This window comes from Myxacorys sp., assembly GCF_059501405.1.
The window spans coordinates 1-17,177 of the sequence record NZ_JCACCM010000175.1 but is presented as its reverse complement, the minus strand read 5'-3'; the positions used below and the strand labels follow the sequence as shown (position 1 = coordinate 17,177).

The following is a 17,177-nucleotide window of genomic DNA, read 5'->3' as shown; positions in this document are numbered from 1 at the left end:
ATGCTAAATAGAGCTAAAAAGCCGTCTATGGGTAGACGATAAATGAGAATGCGTCCTGCTAGGGTATGACCGTTAGTTAGATCTGCCTAATGATAGACGCAGGCTCTTAAACGATGTCTCAAGCCCCCCCTCCTGAGCAAACTCCCCCTTCCTTCTATCGCTATTTACTACGCCTGCTTACTAGTCGTACCGCGATCGCACTTAGCACAATTCTGCTCCTCTCTGTCGCAGGGGGCGCTTGGTGGGCGTGGGTCTGGATTCATCAAGAGCTAGCTCCTCTAATTCAACGTAACCTCACGGAATTGCTAAGTAGACCCGTCGCACTAGGACAGGTTGAGCGGGTTTCATTTACCGGAATCCGCTTTGGGGCGTCGTCTGTCCCGGCGACGCCTACCGATGCCGATCGCCTCACCACTAAAGCGGTCGAGGTAGAATTTTCGCTGTTGCAACTGCTGTTGAGCCGAACGTTAGAACTGAACGTCACGCTCGATCAGCCTGATGCTTATCTTGACCAAACAAAAGACGGAACCTGGATTTCCACCACCATCAAAACGCAGGAAGAATCAGGTCCGATTAAAACTGATTTGCAGTCGATTCGGATTCGCCAAGGCAATGCCGTTTTGCAGCCCTTTCCTGATCCTCGAATTCCCAAACGTGCAATTGCGATCAATCAACTCGATGGAGTGGTTCGACTGTCAGAGAAAAATCAGCGCTTTCGGTATGATGCCCGTGGTCAAATCGCGAAAGGCGGCACAATTGATTTGTCAGGAGAGACGCGCCCCCAGTCTAGGCACACCGATCTGAGCCTGCAAGCCCGGAGCGTACTGGCAACAGATATCACTCGATTGGTGAAGTTGCCCGTCGCACTGCAAGCGGGTCGGGTCGATGGCGACTTGATGGCTCAACTGCGTCCAAATCAAAATCCATCGCTGTCAGGAACGGCAACGCTAGATGATGTCACCCTAGAAGTTGAAAGGCTGCCGCAGCGGTTTGTTAATACAAACGGGCAACTAACGTTTCGAGGAACCACGATCGCGCTGAACAATGTTCGCTCTCGGTTCGGTAGTGTTCCGGCTGTAGCCAATGGCACGATCGATACAGAAAAGGGCTACAACGTCTCTGCTAAGGTGCAATCGACGACAGCAGAAGACGTGATTAAAACCCTTAAACTAACCTCACCTGTTCCCGTTAAGGGAACCTTTCAAGCCGATCTCAAACTTCAGGGAGAACTCGAAAAACCAGTTCTGAATGGAACTGTCCGCACAACTCGCGCCGCTCAGATCGATCGCGTTGATTTTGCGTCCATTAGCAGTGGCTTTCAACTCAAAACCGCAGGCACGCCCAGCGTTGCTTTTTCTAACGTTCGAGCTGTGCCTCAAGCAGGTGGTTTGATCACAGGCGACGGGCGAGTTCTGCTCACTCAACAGTCTAATATTGCGTTTAGTGGACGGGCAAGCAATATACCAGGAGACGCGATCGCAAACCTCTACACCAATAATTCAGCAATCACCATTGGCACTGTAGATGCGATCGCAACTGTTTCTGGCTCTCCCAATGCTTTACGAACAACCGTACGGTTTGAAGCCCCGCAAGCTACTTACCCCGGAAGAGGCGAAGTTGTGATTGCGGGTGAGCAAGTTCGCCTACAAAATTCAACCTTTCAAGTCGCAGGTGGAACGGTTGCCGCAACAGGTCAACTGGTCAACGGACAGTTCCAAGTGTCGGCAGATGCAGCAGGAGTGGCGTTAAATCGGTTTGCTCAAAATTTGCGGGGACAGGTGAGCGGCAATGTGCAGCTATCAGGCAACACAAATTCGTTAAACTCGGAGGGCATTCGGGCAGCCGGGCGAGCGCGCCTTTCGACAGGCGGCACGATCGCAGCAACGGGTCGATTACTGAACGGACAGTTCCAGGCATCGGTGAATACAGCTGGGGTCGCGCTGGCTCAGTTTTCTCAAGATCTGCGGGGACGACTAAGCGGCAACGTGCAGCTATCGGGCAATACAGATGCGCTCACCCTAGCTGACGTTCGGGCAGCCGGGCGAGTGCGCTTTTCAGAAGGATTGGCCGTCGTTAACGATCCGTTGACGGCTCAGTTTCGGTGGAATGGTCAGCAGGTGCAGGTTGAAGAAGCCATTGCCCCAGGATTGGTAGCGCGAGGAACGGTGGGAGTTCAGACGCAAGGCGCACCTCAAATTAGTGCATTCAATCTAGATGTTCAAGCAAGCGGTTTCGATATTCGAGATTTTGCTTCTAGTCTGCCTAATAACGTAGCGCTGGTAGGACAAGCCGATTTTAACGGGCGGGTGACGGGCACGCCTAGCGCCCCCAATGCCATCGGTGATCTGCGACTGCGGAATCTCAACGTCAACGGATTAGCCTTCGATCCAGTGCTGGCAGGGAACTTAGCTTATCGTGCCAAACAACGCACCGAGCTACAGCTTTCAGGTGAACGCATTGCTGGCACTCAAGATCAGATTGTGGTGTCACTCAATGCGAACAATCGTCCCACGTCGTTCTTTATTCAGCGAGAGCAAACGATCGCACGGGGACGGACAACGGGCGAAACACTCCTAGCAGATTTGCAGAATGTTCCGGTTTCGTTGCTACGTCAGGTGGCTCCCCAAGCAGCAGAAACTTTGGCATCGGCGGCTGGCAATCTATCGGGCAATGTTGCGGTTAACTTGAACACCTTGAATGCTGAAGGGAGGGTTGCGATCGCCAACCCCCGATTTGGCAGAATTGCCGGAGACGAATTTCGAGGACAATTCAGCTTTATCAATGGAGTTGCTCGGCTTTCAGGCGGAGAGTTACGCCGAGGGGAGAGCATCATTGCGCTCAACGGCACTGCTCAAACCACAGGAGATCAACCTGTTCAATTCCAAATTGCTTTCAATGATGAAAATATTCAAACGCTGCTGCAAACGCTCGGCATCTCTCAGCTAAGTGATATCGTAACGGGAGTGCAATCCCCTGCGCCAGGACAAGCCGCCGATCTAAAACCCCTCGATCAAATTCAACTGGCGAACACTCCACTAGATACGCGACTGCAAAAATTGGCACAGGTTCAACGCCAAATTGCTCAGCAGCGCCGCCAGCCTGAAGTAGCCGCACTGCCACCTCTAGCAGAATTACAAGGCGATCTGAGCGGCGCAATTAACATTGGCGGATCGCTACAACGTGGATTAGCGTTCAACTTTAATGTGCGCGGCTCAGACATCGATTGGGGCAACTACGACATCAAGACTTTGGTTGCTCAAGGCAACTTTGCCAATGGCGTGCTAGATGTTTCCCCGGTGCGACTCGATATCAACGACGGCACACTCGCCTTTAATGGAAGAGTGGGAGATACCTTAAACGGACAACTGCGCGTTAGCAACCTGCCGCTAGAGTTAGCCCAACCGTTTCTCAGACAACTACCTGTCAACTTAGCAGGTCGATTAAACGCAACGACAACGCTATCGGGAAGTTTAGATAATCCCAGCGCTAATGGTGTGCTAAACATTGTCAATGGCAGGGTAAACGAGCAACCGATTCAGCAAGCCAACCTGAATTTCCAGTATGGTGATGCTCGGCTGCGGTTTGATAGCGACATCTTCTTAACCGAAACGGAACCCCTAAGCGTTGCAGGTACTATTCCGATCGCGCTCCCATTCTCCTCTGTTCAACCCACCACTGATCAAATTCAACTCCAAGCTAGGCTAAAAGACGGCGGATTTGCCTTGCTGAATCTGTTCACCGATCAAGTAGCATGGGTCGATGGCGCGGGACAGCTCAATGTTGATGTAGCCGGAACTCTAAGCCGACCTGTGATTCAAGGAACGGTTGCCGTTCAGAATGCGACTGTTCGCGCTTCAGCACTGCCGCGATCACTGACGAATGTCACTGGAGTCGCCCGATTTAACGGCGATCGCGTGACTGTCGAAACGCTGCAAGCTCAATTCGATCAACAGCCTCTCACGGCGCAGGGCATTCTACCTATTCTTGCAACAACAAGTGCAGTCGAAGCGGCAGCCGCAAATCCGCTTACTGTTGCCTTGAATGATCTAAGGCTCAATGTAACTGATCTTTACACAGGTGATGTGGGTGGAAATGTGGTGGTGAGAGGAACCGCATTTCGACCAACGCTGGGCGGTACAATTCGTCTCAGTAATGGAGAAGCAAACGTTGGCGCACAGGCGGGCAGAACCAGGACAACCGCAAATGCAACCGCAACATCATCAGCAACGTCATCGAACTTAGATGAAGGAATTAATCAAAGCTCCATCACACTTCCAGATTCAACACCAACGCCATCTACAACGCCTACGGCTGGTGCATCTCCATCAGCCCCGATCGCATTCAACGATTTGCAAATCGTTCTTGCTAATGGTGTGCGTGTCACGAGTCCACCCTTAGTCAGCTTTACTACTGAAGGAACAATCACATTAAACGGAACCCTTGCACAACCCCGCCCTCAGGGCACGGTGCGTTTAACTGGAGGGCAAGTCAACCTCTTTACAACCCAGTTTCGATTGGAACGAGGCTACCAACACACCGCCCAATTCACCCCTGCTAATGGACTCGATCCTGTTCTCGATGTGCAGCTATTTGCATTGGTTCCGGAGACCACGGGCAGCCGTTTACCACGCTCACGCCAATCCAGTGAGATTGCAGACAGCCCGTTTGCAAACGAATTGGCAACTTCGATCGGAACCTTGCGCACCATTCGAGTTGAGGCAAAAGCCACGGGGCCTGCCAGCCAATTATCTGAGAATTTGGCGCTCACAAGTTCGCCAGCCCGAAGCAGGACTGAAATTTTAGCGCTGGTCGGCGGAGGGCTGATCGACACGATCGGACAAGCAGGCACGACGGTTGGCATTGCCAACATTGCCAGCACAGCCTTGTCGAATGAATTGCAGGGAACAATTACGCAACTCGGGCAAGCGATCGGGTTAAGCGAGTTGCGAATTTTTCCGACGGTTGTAAATGCCACCAAGGCTCGTTCCTCAACGCTAAGTTTGGCGGCAGAAGCGATCGTTGATGTAAGTGGTGATTTCTCGGTGTCTCTATCGCGAGTTTTTGCGAGTGACGAACCCTTGCGCTACGGGGTGGTCTATCGGATCAATGATGAAACGCTTGTTCGAGGTTCAACAGATCTCGCTGGAGATAGCCGTGCTGTGGTTGAATATCAGACTAGATTTTAGAAGTTCAAATTCAGTCTGAGCAGCTAGATTCAGCATCAAAGATGACAATTTGGCAAGCTGTAGAAGGAATTGTCTGACGGCTCCGTTTTGTGCTGAAGCTCAATCAGCCGATCAATGATCGGCTAGGAGGTGATGAATGATCTGAAGCGGAAGTAGAATCGAATTGGCAGCCGTCATAGCCGCACCCGGGATTGGGGCGCGATTGGTCACTTTGAATTGGATTGACGCGATCGTTCGCTTTGTAGCAGAACAAAAGATCAGCCTTGTGCAAGCGAGAGTATGTACACTCGCCAGATTCCTCAATAGATGCCTGTAGTACTACTGCTCAGACGCTAGACAAGCTTCACATCCTAACTCTGCTGTTTCAGAAAAAGATAGATTCAAGACCAGCAAAGTCTTTCAACGATGGAGCGCATCTATCTCCAGGTACATGAATCTCTAAAAATTATTACTCGATTAGTAAGAACTTCATCTTCCCTTTACGACATAATTGGAAGTTTGAAGGAATGATGAAGTAATCCTGCGGTAATTACGGTGGCTGAAATGCCTCTTGTAGAATAGGTGCAAGTAATTCGTCCGATCTGCTTACTGCTCAAGATCTAAGATTTATGCCTTTATTAGATTTACTACGATCGGCTCTCCCCGCCCACACACAGCAAAGGCTGCTGAAGGGTAGGCTGTTCGTGGGCTCTAAATGGGTAGTGCAGAGTGTCGCAGCCGTGCGAATTCCTGGAGGCTTGACTCCCCCATAAATAGCTGCCTCGCTTCATTCCTTCTAATCTTGATTCGGTTGTTGGATTTTTTAAGTGCAGCCATCCAATTTTTCTCAGAAGCTTTAACTTGCTGTTTGAGCTGAATCTAAACTTTGCTAATGCATTGGTTCATAGCCTGCAAATTTTTTCACAAGAGCTAGTTTGAGTTGCCGACGCTTTATATTAGGCAAAGCACTTTTTCTTAATGTCAAACAATTACTTGCAGCATTGATTTATCTAGATCAAATCTGTCTTAGTATCGATTAAATCTAGTGTCCTAATACTTCAAACTATCATTGCAGCACTAACTTCTTTGCATTTCTACAAGTGTAGAACTAGTCATCTAAATTTTTGTACGCTAGCGTTTTAATTATCTTCTCCATTGCGATGGCTCCACTGCTGCTTCAAGCATTGATTTGATTGAAAAAGCAAAGCTCCTTGTTAAATATAAGACGATGTTTGAGCAAATTTGATCTGCATTGAGACGTTCTTAAAATTGTCAGGAAAATTCAGATGATTACACTTCAGCCTCTTGTTAGCTTAGGACTCACAGTACGAAACGGCGGATATATATTTCAAACGATGCTCGATTCGATTTTGTCACAACGGTTTCAAAATTTTGAACTCATTGTTTTAGATAATGCTTCAACCGATCAAACAGAAGCAATTGGTAGAAGCTACGCCTCAAAAGATAGTCGAATCCGGTATTATCGGCACGCAGAAGCGCAGCAAGAACTCTCAAATCGCAATTGCATTCTTAAGTTGGCAACCGGAGCTTACTTCAAGTTCATCACATTTGAGGAAGCTGTTGTTCCTCATTTTTTAGAACACTATGTTGAACTGATGAACCACTCAAGGGGCGCATTTTTGGAGAATTGCTTTAGTGGCGTTTATGGCCGCAGATGTAGCAATCTCCAGATTGATCGATCGCCCCGGTTTCCACTGTTAGAAGAAGCTCCAGAAACACCGTTGCTGTCAGTGGATGATTTTATGTGGCAGCAGGATCCGCAAGAATGGCTCTCTGAGAAATTAAGCAAATCTGATGAATAAAGAATGGTTGCTCACGTGCTAAATGATGCAAATTTGGGCAGAACAAATTCATATCGCTATTACTACTATTCATAGCTTATGAAAGTAATAGCTTATGAAACTCTAAGCTCTTGTCCAGGACTCAACATTTTGATTAGGTAACAAATCAAACCTAGCCTAATTATAAAAATTAGAGAATTTCAGTTCCACGGCAGTTCCGCTCAGCCATTGTATTTAGCGGTTAAGTAGCAATTTAACGAATTTAGATAAAACCAGGGAGTGTTAGTACCAATGAGCCGAAAAATCACGTTTTCCTTAATTCAAAAGTACGGAAAAGAATATTTGCTTACAGGGATTTTTGGAGCGATCCCGAGTCCGATTGGAAGCGCAATTAGAAATTTAATCTATCCTGCTATTTTTAGAAAAGTGGGAAGATCGGTCACCATTCAAACTAATGTTCAGTTTATTGGCATCGACACCATTGAAATCGGCGATCGCGTCCGAGTGTATCGCGGCTCTTATATCAGTAATAAAGGCAATCCGATTCGTCTCAAGGATGGTGCTTCGCTGGATCAGGGCGTTCAAATTAGAGCTTACGATCACGAAGGGGGAGGCATTGAAATTGGTGAGGAAACCTATATTGGTCCTTATGTCTGCATTGCTGGGCCTGGCTCCATTAAAATTGGCAGGGATTGCATGATTGCTTCCAACTCCTCGCTGTATGCCAACAATCACGTTTTCTCTGATCCCGACACGCCGTTCCGACTTCAGGGATTAACGTGCAAGGGAATTGAAATTGAGGATGACTGTTGGATAGGGACGGGGGTGAGAGTGTTAGATGGGGTCAAAATTGGCAGAGGCAGCGTGATTGGAGCGGGGGCTGTGGTGACTCGCGATATTCCGCCCTACTCGATCGCGATGGGTGTGCCTGCGAGAGTGACGGGCAAACGTGGGCACTCGAAAGTCGAACGCCTACAGGCGGCCTCCTATTAGTAACGGGGACAACTTAATAACGAAGACAACGCCTCTGAGGAAACGAAGAACTGCTTCGCAACTGCGAATTCATGAAATCTCATCGATGTTTTCAGGGGTTAATGGATAACCGGAGTGCAATGTTTGGAGTTCGGCGCGTAGAGCTGTAATTTCAGCATGTAACTGGGCAATGGCACTTGCTCCTGCAAGTTCTGCGTCTGGATCTTTAGCATCGCGATCAACAAAAAAGGTTGCGATCGTTGCTGTGACATACCCAAACACAGCAAAAGCGTAGAGCGCTAGAATAAAGCACAATACTCGCCCTTCTGCGGTTTGTGGCGAATAGTCTGATCCCATCGTCGTCATCAGCATTGCCGTCCACCACAACGCAGACCCGTAGTCGGTGATTCCTGAATTGGAAACTTCGCCTTCAAAGGCATACATTCCGGCTGCGCCAGTCAGTGTGATGATTGCCGTTAGTCCAACAACGTAGCTAAATCCACGTCGCTGCATACTCGCTGCGAGCGCCCGCATGCCTCGATTGGTTCGGGTCATCACGCTCAGTAACCGCAAGCCTCGTACCGCTCGTGCGGTCTGCAACACTCGCAGCACTCGGACAATTCGGAATATCCGCAAGGCAGGAAGAAGCAGTGAAATTGCGGTGAGCCAGTTCTGACGTAAGTAACTGAACTTACGGGGTGCAAGCAGCAGCTTGAGTCCAAAATCTGCGATAAAAATAATCCAGACTGCGATCCCCAGCGTTTCTAGAAGCGGATTTAGTCCCCCAATCAATTCAATGGTGAATAACGCTAACCAAAAAAAGCTCAACACTAGAAGTGGGGTTTCAAGCCAATCTTCTAACTGCTGGAGAATCTCCCACCGCTCTTGATCCACCGCCAACTGAGTCTGCGATCGCAGCGTCTGCTTTCGAGACGGACTTTCACTCATAATTCTGAACTGCTCCGAATCAGCTCGTCCGCATTACACTTTTCTTCGATCGCCTCCAAGACTTCTGCTTCGCGCGGGGATATCGTTCCGCTACTTTGCGCGATGCGACGGCACTGCGCTAATAGAGGAACCGCAAAGTCGCAGTTGAGTTGATCCACTAAGGTGATTAACGGTTGCGGAGCTTTAATATTTGCCGCGATCGCATTTAAAGAATTCTGCTCTAGCTGCATTTTTTGCAGGTCGGGCAAAATATCATCCCACGTCTTTTCTGGGTAGCTTGCCAAAATCATGTGAACCAGAATCTGATCCATGATTGCCTGTTGCGCGATCGCTACTGTCAAATATTGCTCGGTTTGTTTCTCAATTGCTTGCAGTGCTTCGGTACTAGGTTCTTCCGCTCCATCTCGAAGTTTAGCTTCATAGAATCGACTCGCGGCATAGCCCAACGAATAGAGCATCGTTGCGTTTGTACTTGCGCCAATCATCGCGCCTGCGAGCGGTATATTACGAAGGAATCCTAATCCAGCTTTTAGCGCCCTGCCGCCGCCAACAGCTAGACCAAAAATGGCTAAAACCTCGCCTCTACGAGCCGAGTCCTTCAAATCTAATCCGTAAGCGGCGGCAATTTCATAGACCAATTCAGTTTGCAACGCCGTAGTTGCGGCTAGATCAAGCGCTAAAAGGGCAACTGCAAATCCGGGCAAAAGGCTAGTGACAAAGCCCGAACTTCCTGCTTTCAGGGCCTTTTTCACCATCAATCGATGCGTGATTTGGCTGGGAGATTCATTCGGATACTTTTGCTGGAGTTCTTTTACCCTAGCTTCTGCTTTCGTCGTATCCACGCGATCGCTAATTCCGACCAGCCAATCGAGCTTCAGAACTCCCGCTAATCGTCTGACCACCGGATTTCTCAGCAAAGGTAGCTGTCCAACAAAGTTTACGGCTTGTCCAGCTCTTCCAGTGGCGCTACCAATCCAGCGCACGGCCTGCTTAGGGACAGTTCCGCCCAACCACAGCGCAAGATTAATCGCTCCTTTTCCGGTTTTGAATACAGTTTCCGTTATTTTCCCAATTTGTCCAGATTCGCTCTTCTGCATCTTTGGACGTGAGGGTTGCTGCAATTGATCTTTAGCCATAGCCAATACCGATGATTGTATTTCCAGTGTAGGAACTAATGATCGATCGCTGATATCACTGTGGACATAAATGCATCGGTAGAATGCCTATTTGCACTCCCTATTTGCACTCATAGTATGAGCCTAAACTGATTAGCAGTATGAGCCTAAACTGATTAACAGAATGAGAAGGTTGGGGCAATAAAATCAGGTCGTTCAGCGAGTCTGTAACACTCGTTTATAAGCAGCGAATAACTTAGTAATTTAATCGCTGAAGTGACGAAAGAAGAAATGAAGCTGCTCTATTTCCACTTATAGCCCTCCTAAAGCCATACTTGAAGTCACAGAAAAATCACGAATTCGACACTAATTTCTACCATTTGGTGGACAACATTGAGCAGAAAAAGCGGTAACTTCCGAGTACATATTTTTGGTCAAGTAAATTGTTATGCAGGGGAAACGCTCTATGGTCATATCACGTCGATTTGTTGTTGGAGCGTCTTTACTAGGTATTGGGTTACTCTCAGGCGCGATCGCAATGGTCTCGTCCAATCCTCATCCGGTTGCCGCTCAGGACAAAGCAGGAAACTTTCCAGATACCAAAAATTACTGGGCACAGCCGTTTATTGCTGCATTGGCAGAGCGTAACATCGTTACGGGCTACCCCGACGGAACCTTCCGCCCCAATCAAACCGTCGATCGCGATGAGTTTGCGGCGATTGTCCGGCAAGCCTTTTCTCAACAGCGCGAGCGCCAAATTTCGAGTGGCAGCGCCTTTAAAGATGTGCCCAAAGGAAATTGGGCAGCCCCTGCGATCGAGGAAGCTTACGAAACTGGCTTTCTGAGCGGCTATCCAGGTGGTGATTTCCGCCCTCAACAGCCTGTGAGTCGTGTTGAAGCGTTGGTTGCTTTGGCGCGGAACTTGTCGCTAAAAGACGCATCGGTAGCAAACCAAGCCCCTGCGACTGCGGCGATCGCAACCAATAAAGCTCAAGCTAAGCCCGCCGCTGCTCAACCGAATCGTCGAGCGCGACGACAAATCGCGCTGCCTTTTGCTTCTCTTGCGCTGATGCAACCTTTTGTGACGCCCCGCTCGGCTCAGGCTGCTCCTGCCAGCGCTACCTCAGCTTCAACACCAGCCAATCAAAAGTCTGCGGCTAAGAATTCGGCAAGCACTCAGCAATCGGCTGCTCTTTTGAAGCAATACTACACAGATGCCAATCGAATTCCCAAATATGCGGTCAGTAGTGTTGCAGAAGCAACTCGTGCTGGCATTGTGGTCAATCATCCTAATCGTAAAGTTCTCAACCCAACTAAACCTGCAACACGGGGCGAAATTGCTGCTTTCATGCACCAGGCGTTAGTAGACAGTGGCAGAATTCAGCCGCTTCCGCAGAATCAAGGTGCTGCAAAATATGTTGTGAGACCTGAAGCGAATTAGCGGCTTTTTCTGTTTTTCTCATCGTCAGTCTCTCAGAAGTTGGCCTCACCCTAAATCCCTCTCTAAATCTGGAGAGGTTGTAGCCCATGTTGGCCAAGCAATCTCCGATTTTTTGAAAATCGGAGAATACGCTGTTGTTGGGTTTTTAGCTAATCGGCACTCAAGCAGAACGGGAGGGTCTATCTTTCCCACGCCAGTTCAAGCTATTTTGATTCAGTTGGCGAATGTATTCATCAGGTTGATCGATCATTGATTGCGCGATCGCAATGGCTTTTTCCAGCTGCTCTTTGCTCAGTTGCTTGTAAGCAGGCTGCTTGCGGCTCAGAACCTTATACCAACAGCAACCAAACAGGTTATCCAACACAATTCGCTGGAAGCAGTGATTAAACCGAACCGGAAGCTTTCTTTCGTTTGCTAGAGCGGGGAGGATCTGATTCGTCAGTTCGAGATACTGGTTGCGTAGCGGGGTCAGATTGTCCATGATTGGGCGTTGAGGGCAACGGATATTCGGTGCGGTTATTCTGTTTGTGCCAGTCGGCAGCTTTTTGGCGGATTTGCTTTAGTTCTTCGTCAGGAATGCGCTCTAAGTTTCGCAGGATTAGCGACATGCGGGGATTGTTGCTCAATTTTTTGCGGTTGCGATCGAGGAAATCCCAGAAAAAGAAATTGAACGGGCAGGCGTTTTCGGAGGTGCGATCGCGCACGTTATAAACACACTGCTTACAATAGTTGCTCATATTATTGATGTAATTGGCAGATGCCGCGTAAGGCTTCGAGGCCATCAAACCGCCGTCCGCATATTGACCCATACCAATTACATTTGCCTGCATTACCCAGTCATATCCATCAATGAATGCTAAGTGAAACCAATCTTGCAACTCTTGTGGTAATACTCCAGCAATCAGCGAGAAGTTGTTTAGAACCATGAGACGCTGAATGTGATGGGCATAGCCAATCTCTTTAACCTGCTTAATCGTGTGGTGTAAGCAGTTCATATCGGTTTCACCCGTAAAGTAAAATCCTGGTAATGGTTGATTGTGATTGAAAAAGTTACGCTGCGGATAGTCTGCTCCCATGTGAATATAAATGCCGTGCATATACTCACGCCAACCTAAAATTTGTCGAATAAATCCTTCAATACTATTCAAGTCATACTCGTCTGGATGCTCACGGTAGGCTTGCTCTGCCGCTTCGATCGCTTCGCTTGGATGAATCAATCCAATATTGAGATAAGGTGAAAGCATGGCGTGCCATAAGGTCTGCTCGCCCATCAGCATCGCATCTTGATAAGGACCAAAATTAGAGAGCCGAGTTTGAATAAAAAATTGTAGGACTTGCAGGGCTTGTTTGCGAGTTACACCCCAGCGAAACGGTTCGATCTGCCAGTACTTTTGACTGTCTGCAAAGATTGGTGATTGTTTGATCCAATCGATTACTTCTTGAGTGATGTCGTCCGGTTCAAACCAGAGCGCTTCAGGAATCGTAAGTTTTCCTTTGGGTGGTTTACGATTCTCGCGATCGTAGTTCCACCGTCCGCCCATAGGCTGGTCGTCTACCATCAACACATCATATCGGTGGCGTCCTTCGCGGTAAAAATCTTCCATGATCAACCGCTTACGAGATGTTGCCCAGTCGTTGAAAGACTGGTCGCTCCAGATAAAGCGATTGCTAGGAGTAAGTGTTACGTCACAGGGAAGATCTAGGCTCTGAATCAATTCAGCAAACGGTCGATCCGTCGGCGTCATGATCCGCAGTTCGGTAATTTGATGATGTTCGATCCATGCTAAAAGCGGCGTTTGAAAATCGGGCGAAATCTTGTATGTCACTGTCCAGCCGTCTTGCTCTAGCTCTTTAGCAAAGTGCCGCATTGCTGACCACACAAGTACCAGCTTTTGCAGATGATACGGCAGTTGTTGAGCGTGAGCCATTGACTCGATGAAAATGACTGGCGTATTTTCTTTGCGATCGCAGCGACTCTCCAGGGCGGTTTGCCCTGCCCAAAGCTGATCGCCCAATACCCAAACGCCAACTGTCATAGTGTTTCTTAGCTCTTAACGTATCGTAATACTGTAAGTTAAGAAGTGGCTAGTCGTCTGTCTTAGGAAGCAGTCTTTAAGCTCTTGGTGCAAACATAATGATGAATACACTGAGCAATGCTAATGCTGCCCCAAGGAGATCGTAGCGATCGAGCCTTACGCCGTCGATTTTCCATCCCCACAGCATTGCCATAACGATGAATACTCCTCCGTAAGCCGCATAGACTCGCCCGAAGTTCGCGGGTTGAAGGGTCGCAATTACACCGTATAACGCTAGTGCGATCGCGCCCAACACGCCCCACCAAATCGGCTTTCCTTCTCGCAGCCAAAGCCAAACAAGGTAGCCGCCACCAATTTCAAATACTCCTGCCCACAGGAAGTAGAGTAAAGACTTTATTAATTGCATTGAGTTTTATCTCAATTTAGCGTCATCCTGCAAAACGTAGCCATCTAATCCATTGAATGCAATTAAGCGGTAATGCTTCCTAGGGGCGCGCAGTACAATGGGAGAAATAATGCTTAGAGTGGCCTTTATGCAGATTCAGATTGCTCTACCTGACGATGTAGCACAGTCTCTAGAAGTAAAATGGGGTAGTCTGGAACGCAAGCTGCTCGAGATGATTGTGATTGAAGCTCACAAAGAAGGCTCAATCAGTGTGGGCAAAGTGCGAGAGCTACTAGGAATCTCCACTCGCCTTGAAGTTGACGCATTTCTAAAAACTAAAGGTGTTGATTTACACTACGACAAAGCAGATTTTGAAGCCGATCGCCAAACCCATGAGCGACTGCGACCAGGAAAACTGAACACACCATGATTGTTGTGTCAGATACATCGCCTATTTGTTATCTTTTGCTCATCGGCGAGGTTGAACTGCTTCCGTAACTTTACACTCAGGTTTGCATTCCATCCATTGTTCAACAAGAGCTATCTGATGTGCGATCGCCCGTCCTAGTTCAGAATTGGATTAATCATCCACCCGCTTGGTTGGTCGTTCAAACAGTTAAGGATTCTTCCGATCGCACGTTAGATGTCCTTGATCGAGGTGAACAAGCTGCAATTTTGTTGGCGGAGCATCAGAGGGCAAGCTTGCTGCTCATTGATGATTTGTTGGGAAGACAGATCGCTCAGTCTCGTGGTTTAAATGTCACTGGGTTATTGGGTGTGTTAGATGAAGCTGCTAAGCAAGATTTAATCTATTTTCCAGACGCAATTTCTCGCCTTCAACAAACTACATTTCGAGCCTCTACGCAGTTAATTCAATTGCTTTTAGAGCAGCATCAATCAGAAAAGAGCGATCGCTGACGCAACCGTGAAACCTATCGCTAGATCTTGAATCAGGATTTGCTACTCTGGTGAATAAATCTAATGAAGTAAGTCATTAGCGCAACTTCAGAAGAACCTCACCTCAGCCTACTGCCTTGTGATGAAGATCCTGATTCTCACCTCTAACCCGCGCAAAGATCTTAACCTTAACGAAGAAATTCGAGATTTGAAGGGCGTGATTGAGCGATCGCGAGATCGCGAACAGTTTGAGGTCGAGGTGGGTTTAGCGGTTCGTCCAGAGGATTTGCAGGGACTATTGCTGAAGCATGAGCCGCAAATTGTGCATTTCTGCGGGCATGGAACGGGAGAGCAAGGCTTAGTTTTGCAAGATGATGCGGGACGAGAGCGGCTTGTTTCGACCGATGCCTTGAAGGATTTCTTTGGACTGTTTTCTGACAAGGTGGAGTGTGTTCTGCTCAATGCGTGTTATTCAGAGATGCAGGCAGATGCGATCGTGGAGCATGTCAACTATGTGATTGGCATGAGTCAAGAGATCCGAGATGAGGCTGCCACCGCCTTTGCAACCGGATTTTATAGAGCGCTTGGATACGGACGACCGATTGAGCAGTCCTTTAAACTTGGTTGTAATCAGATTCACCTAACGATTTTAGATTCTGGTAACTCGCCTCGTCGATCGGTGTCTCAGGAGCAGCGCAAGCTTGAAGTAGTTAATGCACTGGAAAGAGACATTGGACAAGATAGTATTCCAGAACACTTGAAACCCAAGCTCAAGCAAAAATCGAATTTGACAACTGTTTCAAATCCGGTTGGAGTAAAGTTATCTGAGCAGCTTTCATTGGATGAGAACGTTGAGATTCAGGTAAATATTGATCGCGCTTACGATCAGGAGATCAAGCTAAAACAGTACCGCGATTGTGTCAGGAAGTTTTTAGTCGATCGTAAACTGTCTCCATTAAAAACAATTCGCCTAAAGCGGCTGAGAGAAGATTTGGGTTTGTCAGTTGCAGATGCGAACCAGATTTTGGCAGAAGAACAGGCAGAAGAACAAGAGCCGATTCGGAAAGCGCAAGAAGACTATGAGGAGATGCTGATTCGGCTGATCGAGGAAGGTCATTATCCCTTAAATGCGGAAACAAATGATGAGTTGCAAGAATTCTGTCAAGAGTTGGGACTAACCGCTAGTGAGGTTGAAACGATTTCAAAACCAATTCTTGAGGCGGCGGAAGAGGATTATCAGCAGAAACTATCCGGAGATCAACAAGAACCTTTAGATCAACAACATTCAGCCCAACAACCATCTTCAAAGCGACTATGTACTCGACGAGATGTATTGATATGGCTAGGTATTGGAGGTGCTACAGGAGGCGTCAGATTAATGATGTCGGCTTCGGCAAAATCCCCAATAGATGCCGTAATCATAGAAGATTTAGGCGGCGACACTATGTTGGAAATGGTAGAAATTCCCGGAGGCAAGTTTCTCATGGGTTCACCACAGTTGGAGGATGGACACACTAGTCATGAAGATCCGCAGCATGAAGTTACTGTAGCTTCTTTTCAAATAGGCAAATTTGAAGTAACTCAGACGCAGTGGAGATCAGTAGCAGCACTTCCCAAAGTCAAGCTCGATCTCAATCCCGATCCATCACGCTTCAAAGGCGCAAATCGACCTGTTGAACTTGTGTCCTGGGATGAAGCAGTTGAGTTTTGCGATCGCTTATCCAAAAAAACTGGAAAACCCTATCGCTTGCCCAGCGAAGCCGAATGGGAATACGCTTGCCGTGCAGGAACCACAACGCCCTTTCATTTTGGTGAAACAATTACAACTGGTTTAGCAAATTATCGAGGGACAGATCAGAAAATCGAAGTTTCTATTCATCTAGGAAACTCTGGCAACGGATCAAAAGGAATCTTCCGGGAGCAAACAACAGATGTAGGCAGTTTTCCACCTAATGCATTTGGGCTGTATGACATGCACGGAAACGTTTGGGAGTGGTGCGCTGATCCTTGGCACGAGAATTACAATAACGCTCCTGCTGATGGTCGGGTTTGGGAATTGGCTAGCGATCCTTCAGAACTTGGCAAAGCCAATCGCAAAAATGCTGTTCGGCTCTTGCGCGGCGGTTCGTGGAAGCTCAATCCGTCGAGTTGCCGCTCTGCTTGCCGCAACAGGGTCTCCCCGAGAGTCGCTACAGTGATCTCGGTTTTCGGGTTCTTTGCTCCTTCCCCGAGACTTTCTAGCTCTGTTCTCTTTTGTCCTTTGAACAGAACTAGTTGACTCTTTGGCTAGGGTTTGAGCGAATGACTTTCCTAATCTCGATATTCGTGCTTAATAAAGAGCAGAATGGTCTGCGGAAGAGCCTTATACCAAATCTCTAAAGTCCAGCTACAGATAGTGCTTCAAGAATTGATGCCC

At 48.0% G+C, this 17,177-nt stretch carries 11 protein-coding genes and 1 pseudogene; 7 read left to right on the top strand and 5 right to left on the bottom strand.

What is annotated here, in order from left to right; all coding sequences use genetic code 11:
- The first annotated feature begins 113 nt into the window (after positions 1-113).
- The 3 genes from AC5I6P_RS24810 to AC5I6P_RS24800 all read left to right on the top strand — a co-directional run bounded on the left by AC5I6P_RS24810 (position 114) and on the right by AC5I6P_RS24800 (position 7,960).
- Entirely contained in the window at positions 114-5,186 is a 5,073-nt protein-coding gene (locus tag AC5I6P_RS24810; protein ID WP_495696446.1) for a translocation/assembly module TamB domain-containing protein, read from the top strand.
- A 1,265-nt stretch (positions 5,187-6,451) separates the two neighbouring features.
- The gene (locus AC5I6P_RS24805; RefSeq protein ID WP_495696445.1) at positions 6,452-6,988 is read left to right on the top strand and encodes a glycosyltransferase family 2 protein; all 537 of its coding nucleotides are present in this window, start codon (positions 6,452-6,454) and stop codon (positions 6,986-6,988) included.
- A 270-nt stretch (positions 6,989-7,258) separates the two neighbouring features.
- Positions 7,259-7,960 carry an acyltransferase gene (locus AC5I6P_RS24800; protein ID WP_495696444.1) on the top strand — a complete coding sequence of 234 codons (702 nt, stop codon included), beginning with the start codon at positions 7,259-7,261 and terminating at the stop codon, positions 7,958-7,960.
- 69 nt (positions 7,961-8,029) lie between these two features.
- On the opposite strand, the gene AC5I6P_RS24795 is transcribed toward AC5I6P_RS24800, so the two are convergent.
- Positions 8,030-8,887: a potassium channel family protein gene (locus AC5I6P_RS24795; protein ID WP_495696443.1), complete on the bottom strand. Its 858-nt coding sequence runs from the start codon at positions 8,885-8,887 to the stop codon at positions 8,030-8,032.
- Positions 8,884-10,023 (bottom strand): hypothetical protein, encoded by a 1,140-nt coding sequence (locus tag AC5I6P_RS24790; protein ID WP_495696442.1) that lies wholly within the window; start codon positions 10,021-10,023, stop codon positions 8,884-8,886. The genes AC5I6P_RS24795 and AC5I6P_RS24790 overlap by 4 nt, the downstream gene beginning before the upstream one ends.
- A 445-nt stretch (positions 10,024-10,468) precedes the next feature.
- Here AC5I6P_RS24790 and AC5I6P_RS24785 point away from each other — a divergent pair, with 445 nt between their 5' ends.
- Complete coding sequence (locus tag AC5I6P_RS24785) at positions 10,469-11,443, top strand: S-layer homology domain-containing protein (protein WP_495696441.1); 975 nt, start codon at positions 10,469-10,471, stop codon at positions 11,441-11,443.
- 160 nt (positions 11,444-11,603) lie between these two features.
- On the opposite strand, the gene AC5I6P_RS24780 is transcribed toward AC5I6P_RS24785, so the two are convergent.
- From AC5I6P_RS24780 to AC5I6P_RS24770, 3 genes are all read right to left on the bottom strand, one after another.
- A complete protein-coding gene (locus AC5I6P_RS24780; RefSeq protein ID WP_495696440.1) occupies positions 11,604-11,804 on the bottom strand; it encodes a hypothetical protein in 201 nt (66 codons plus the stop codon).
- Between the two features lie 22 nt (positions 11,805-11,826).
- The gene (locus AC5I6P_RS24775) at positions 11,827-13,479 is read right to left on the bottom strand and encodes a cryptochrome/photolyase family protein (protein ID WP_495696439.1); all 1,653 of its coding nucleotides are present in this window, start codon (positions 13,477-13,479) and stop codon (positions 11,827-11,829) included.
- 76 nt (positions 13,480-13,555) lie between these two features.
- Positions 13,556-13,885 carry a YnfA family protein gene (locus AC5I6P_RS24770; RefSeq protein WP_495696438.1) on the bottom strand — a complete coding sequence of 110 codons (330 nt, stop codon included), beginning with the start codon at positions 13,883-13,885 and terminating at the stop codon, positions 13,556-13,558.
- A 127-nt stretch (positions 13,886-14,012) separates the two neighbouring features.
- Here AC5I6P_RS24770 and AC5I6P_RS24765 point away from each other — a divergent pair, with 127 nt between their 5' ends.
- From AC5I6P_RS24765 to AC5I6P_RS24755, 3 genes and pseudogenes are all read left to right on the top strand, one after another.
- Positions 14,013-14,294, top strand: a complete 282-nt coding sequence (locus AC5I6P_RS24765) for a UPF0175 family protein (RefSeq protein WP_495696437.1) — start codon at positions 14,013-14,015, stop codon at positions 14,292-14,294.
- Between the two features lie 80 nt (positions 14,295-14,374).
- Positions 14,375-14,782, top strand: a pseudogene (locus tag AC5I6P_RS24760) (PIN domain-containing protein); the annotation flags it as partial.
- Between the two features lie 121 nt (positions 14,783-14,903).
- Positions 14,904-17,039, top strand: a complete 2,136-nt coding sequence (locus AC5I6P_RS24755; RefSeq protein ID WP_495696523.1) for an SUMF1/EgtB/PvdO family nonheme iron enzyme — start codon at positions 14,904-14,906, stop codon at positions 17,037-17,039.
- Positions 17,040-17,177: the final 138 nt, after the last annotated feature.

Coding starts and splice junctions, on each gene's coding strand:
- AC5I6P_RS24795 (WP_495696443.1), bottom strand. CDS start 8,887: ATGAGTGAAAGTCCGTCTCGAAAGCAGACGCTGCGATCGCAGACTCAG.
- AC5I6P_RS24785 (WP_495696441.1), top strand. CDS start 10,469: ATGGTCATATCACGTCGATTTGTTGTTGGAGCGTCTTTACTAGGTATT.
- AC5I6P_RS24775 (WP_495696439.1), bottom strand. CDS start 13,479: ATGACAGTTGGCGTTTGGGTATTGGGCGATCAGCTTTGGGCAGGGCAA.
- AC5I6P_RS24805 (WP_495696445.1), top strand. CDS start 6,452: ATGATTACACTTCAGCCTCTTGTTAGCTTAGGACTCACAGTACGAAAC.
- AC5I6P_RS24790 (WP_495696442.1), bottom strand. CDS start 10,023: ATGGCTAAAGATCAATTGCAGCAACCCTCACGTCCAAAGATGCAGAAG.
- AC5I6P_RS24765 (WP_495696437.1), top strand. CDS start 14,013: ATGCAGATTCAGATTGCTCTACCTGACGATGTAGCACAGTCTCTAGAA.
- AC5I6P_RS24810 (WP_495696446.1), top strand. CDS start 114: ATGTCTCAAGCCCCCCCTCCTGAGCAAACTCCCCCTTCCTTCTATCGC.
- AC5I6P_RS24755 (WP_495696523.1), top strand. CDS start 14,904: ATGAAGATCCTGATTCTCACCTCTAACCCGCGCAAAGATCTTAACCTT.
- AC5I6P_RS24770 (WP_495696438.1), bottom strand. CDS start 13,885: ATGCAATTAATAAAGTCTTTACTCTACTTCCTGTGGGCAGGAGTATTT.
- AC5I6P_RS24800 (WP_495696444.1), top strand. CDS start 7,259: ATGAGCCGAAAAATCACGTTTTCCTTAATTCAAAAGTACGGAAAAGAA.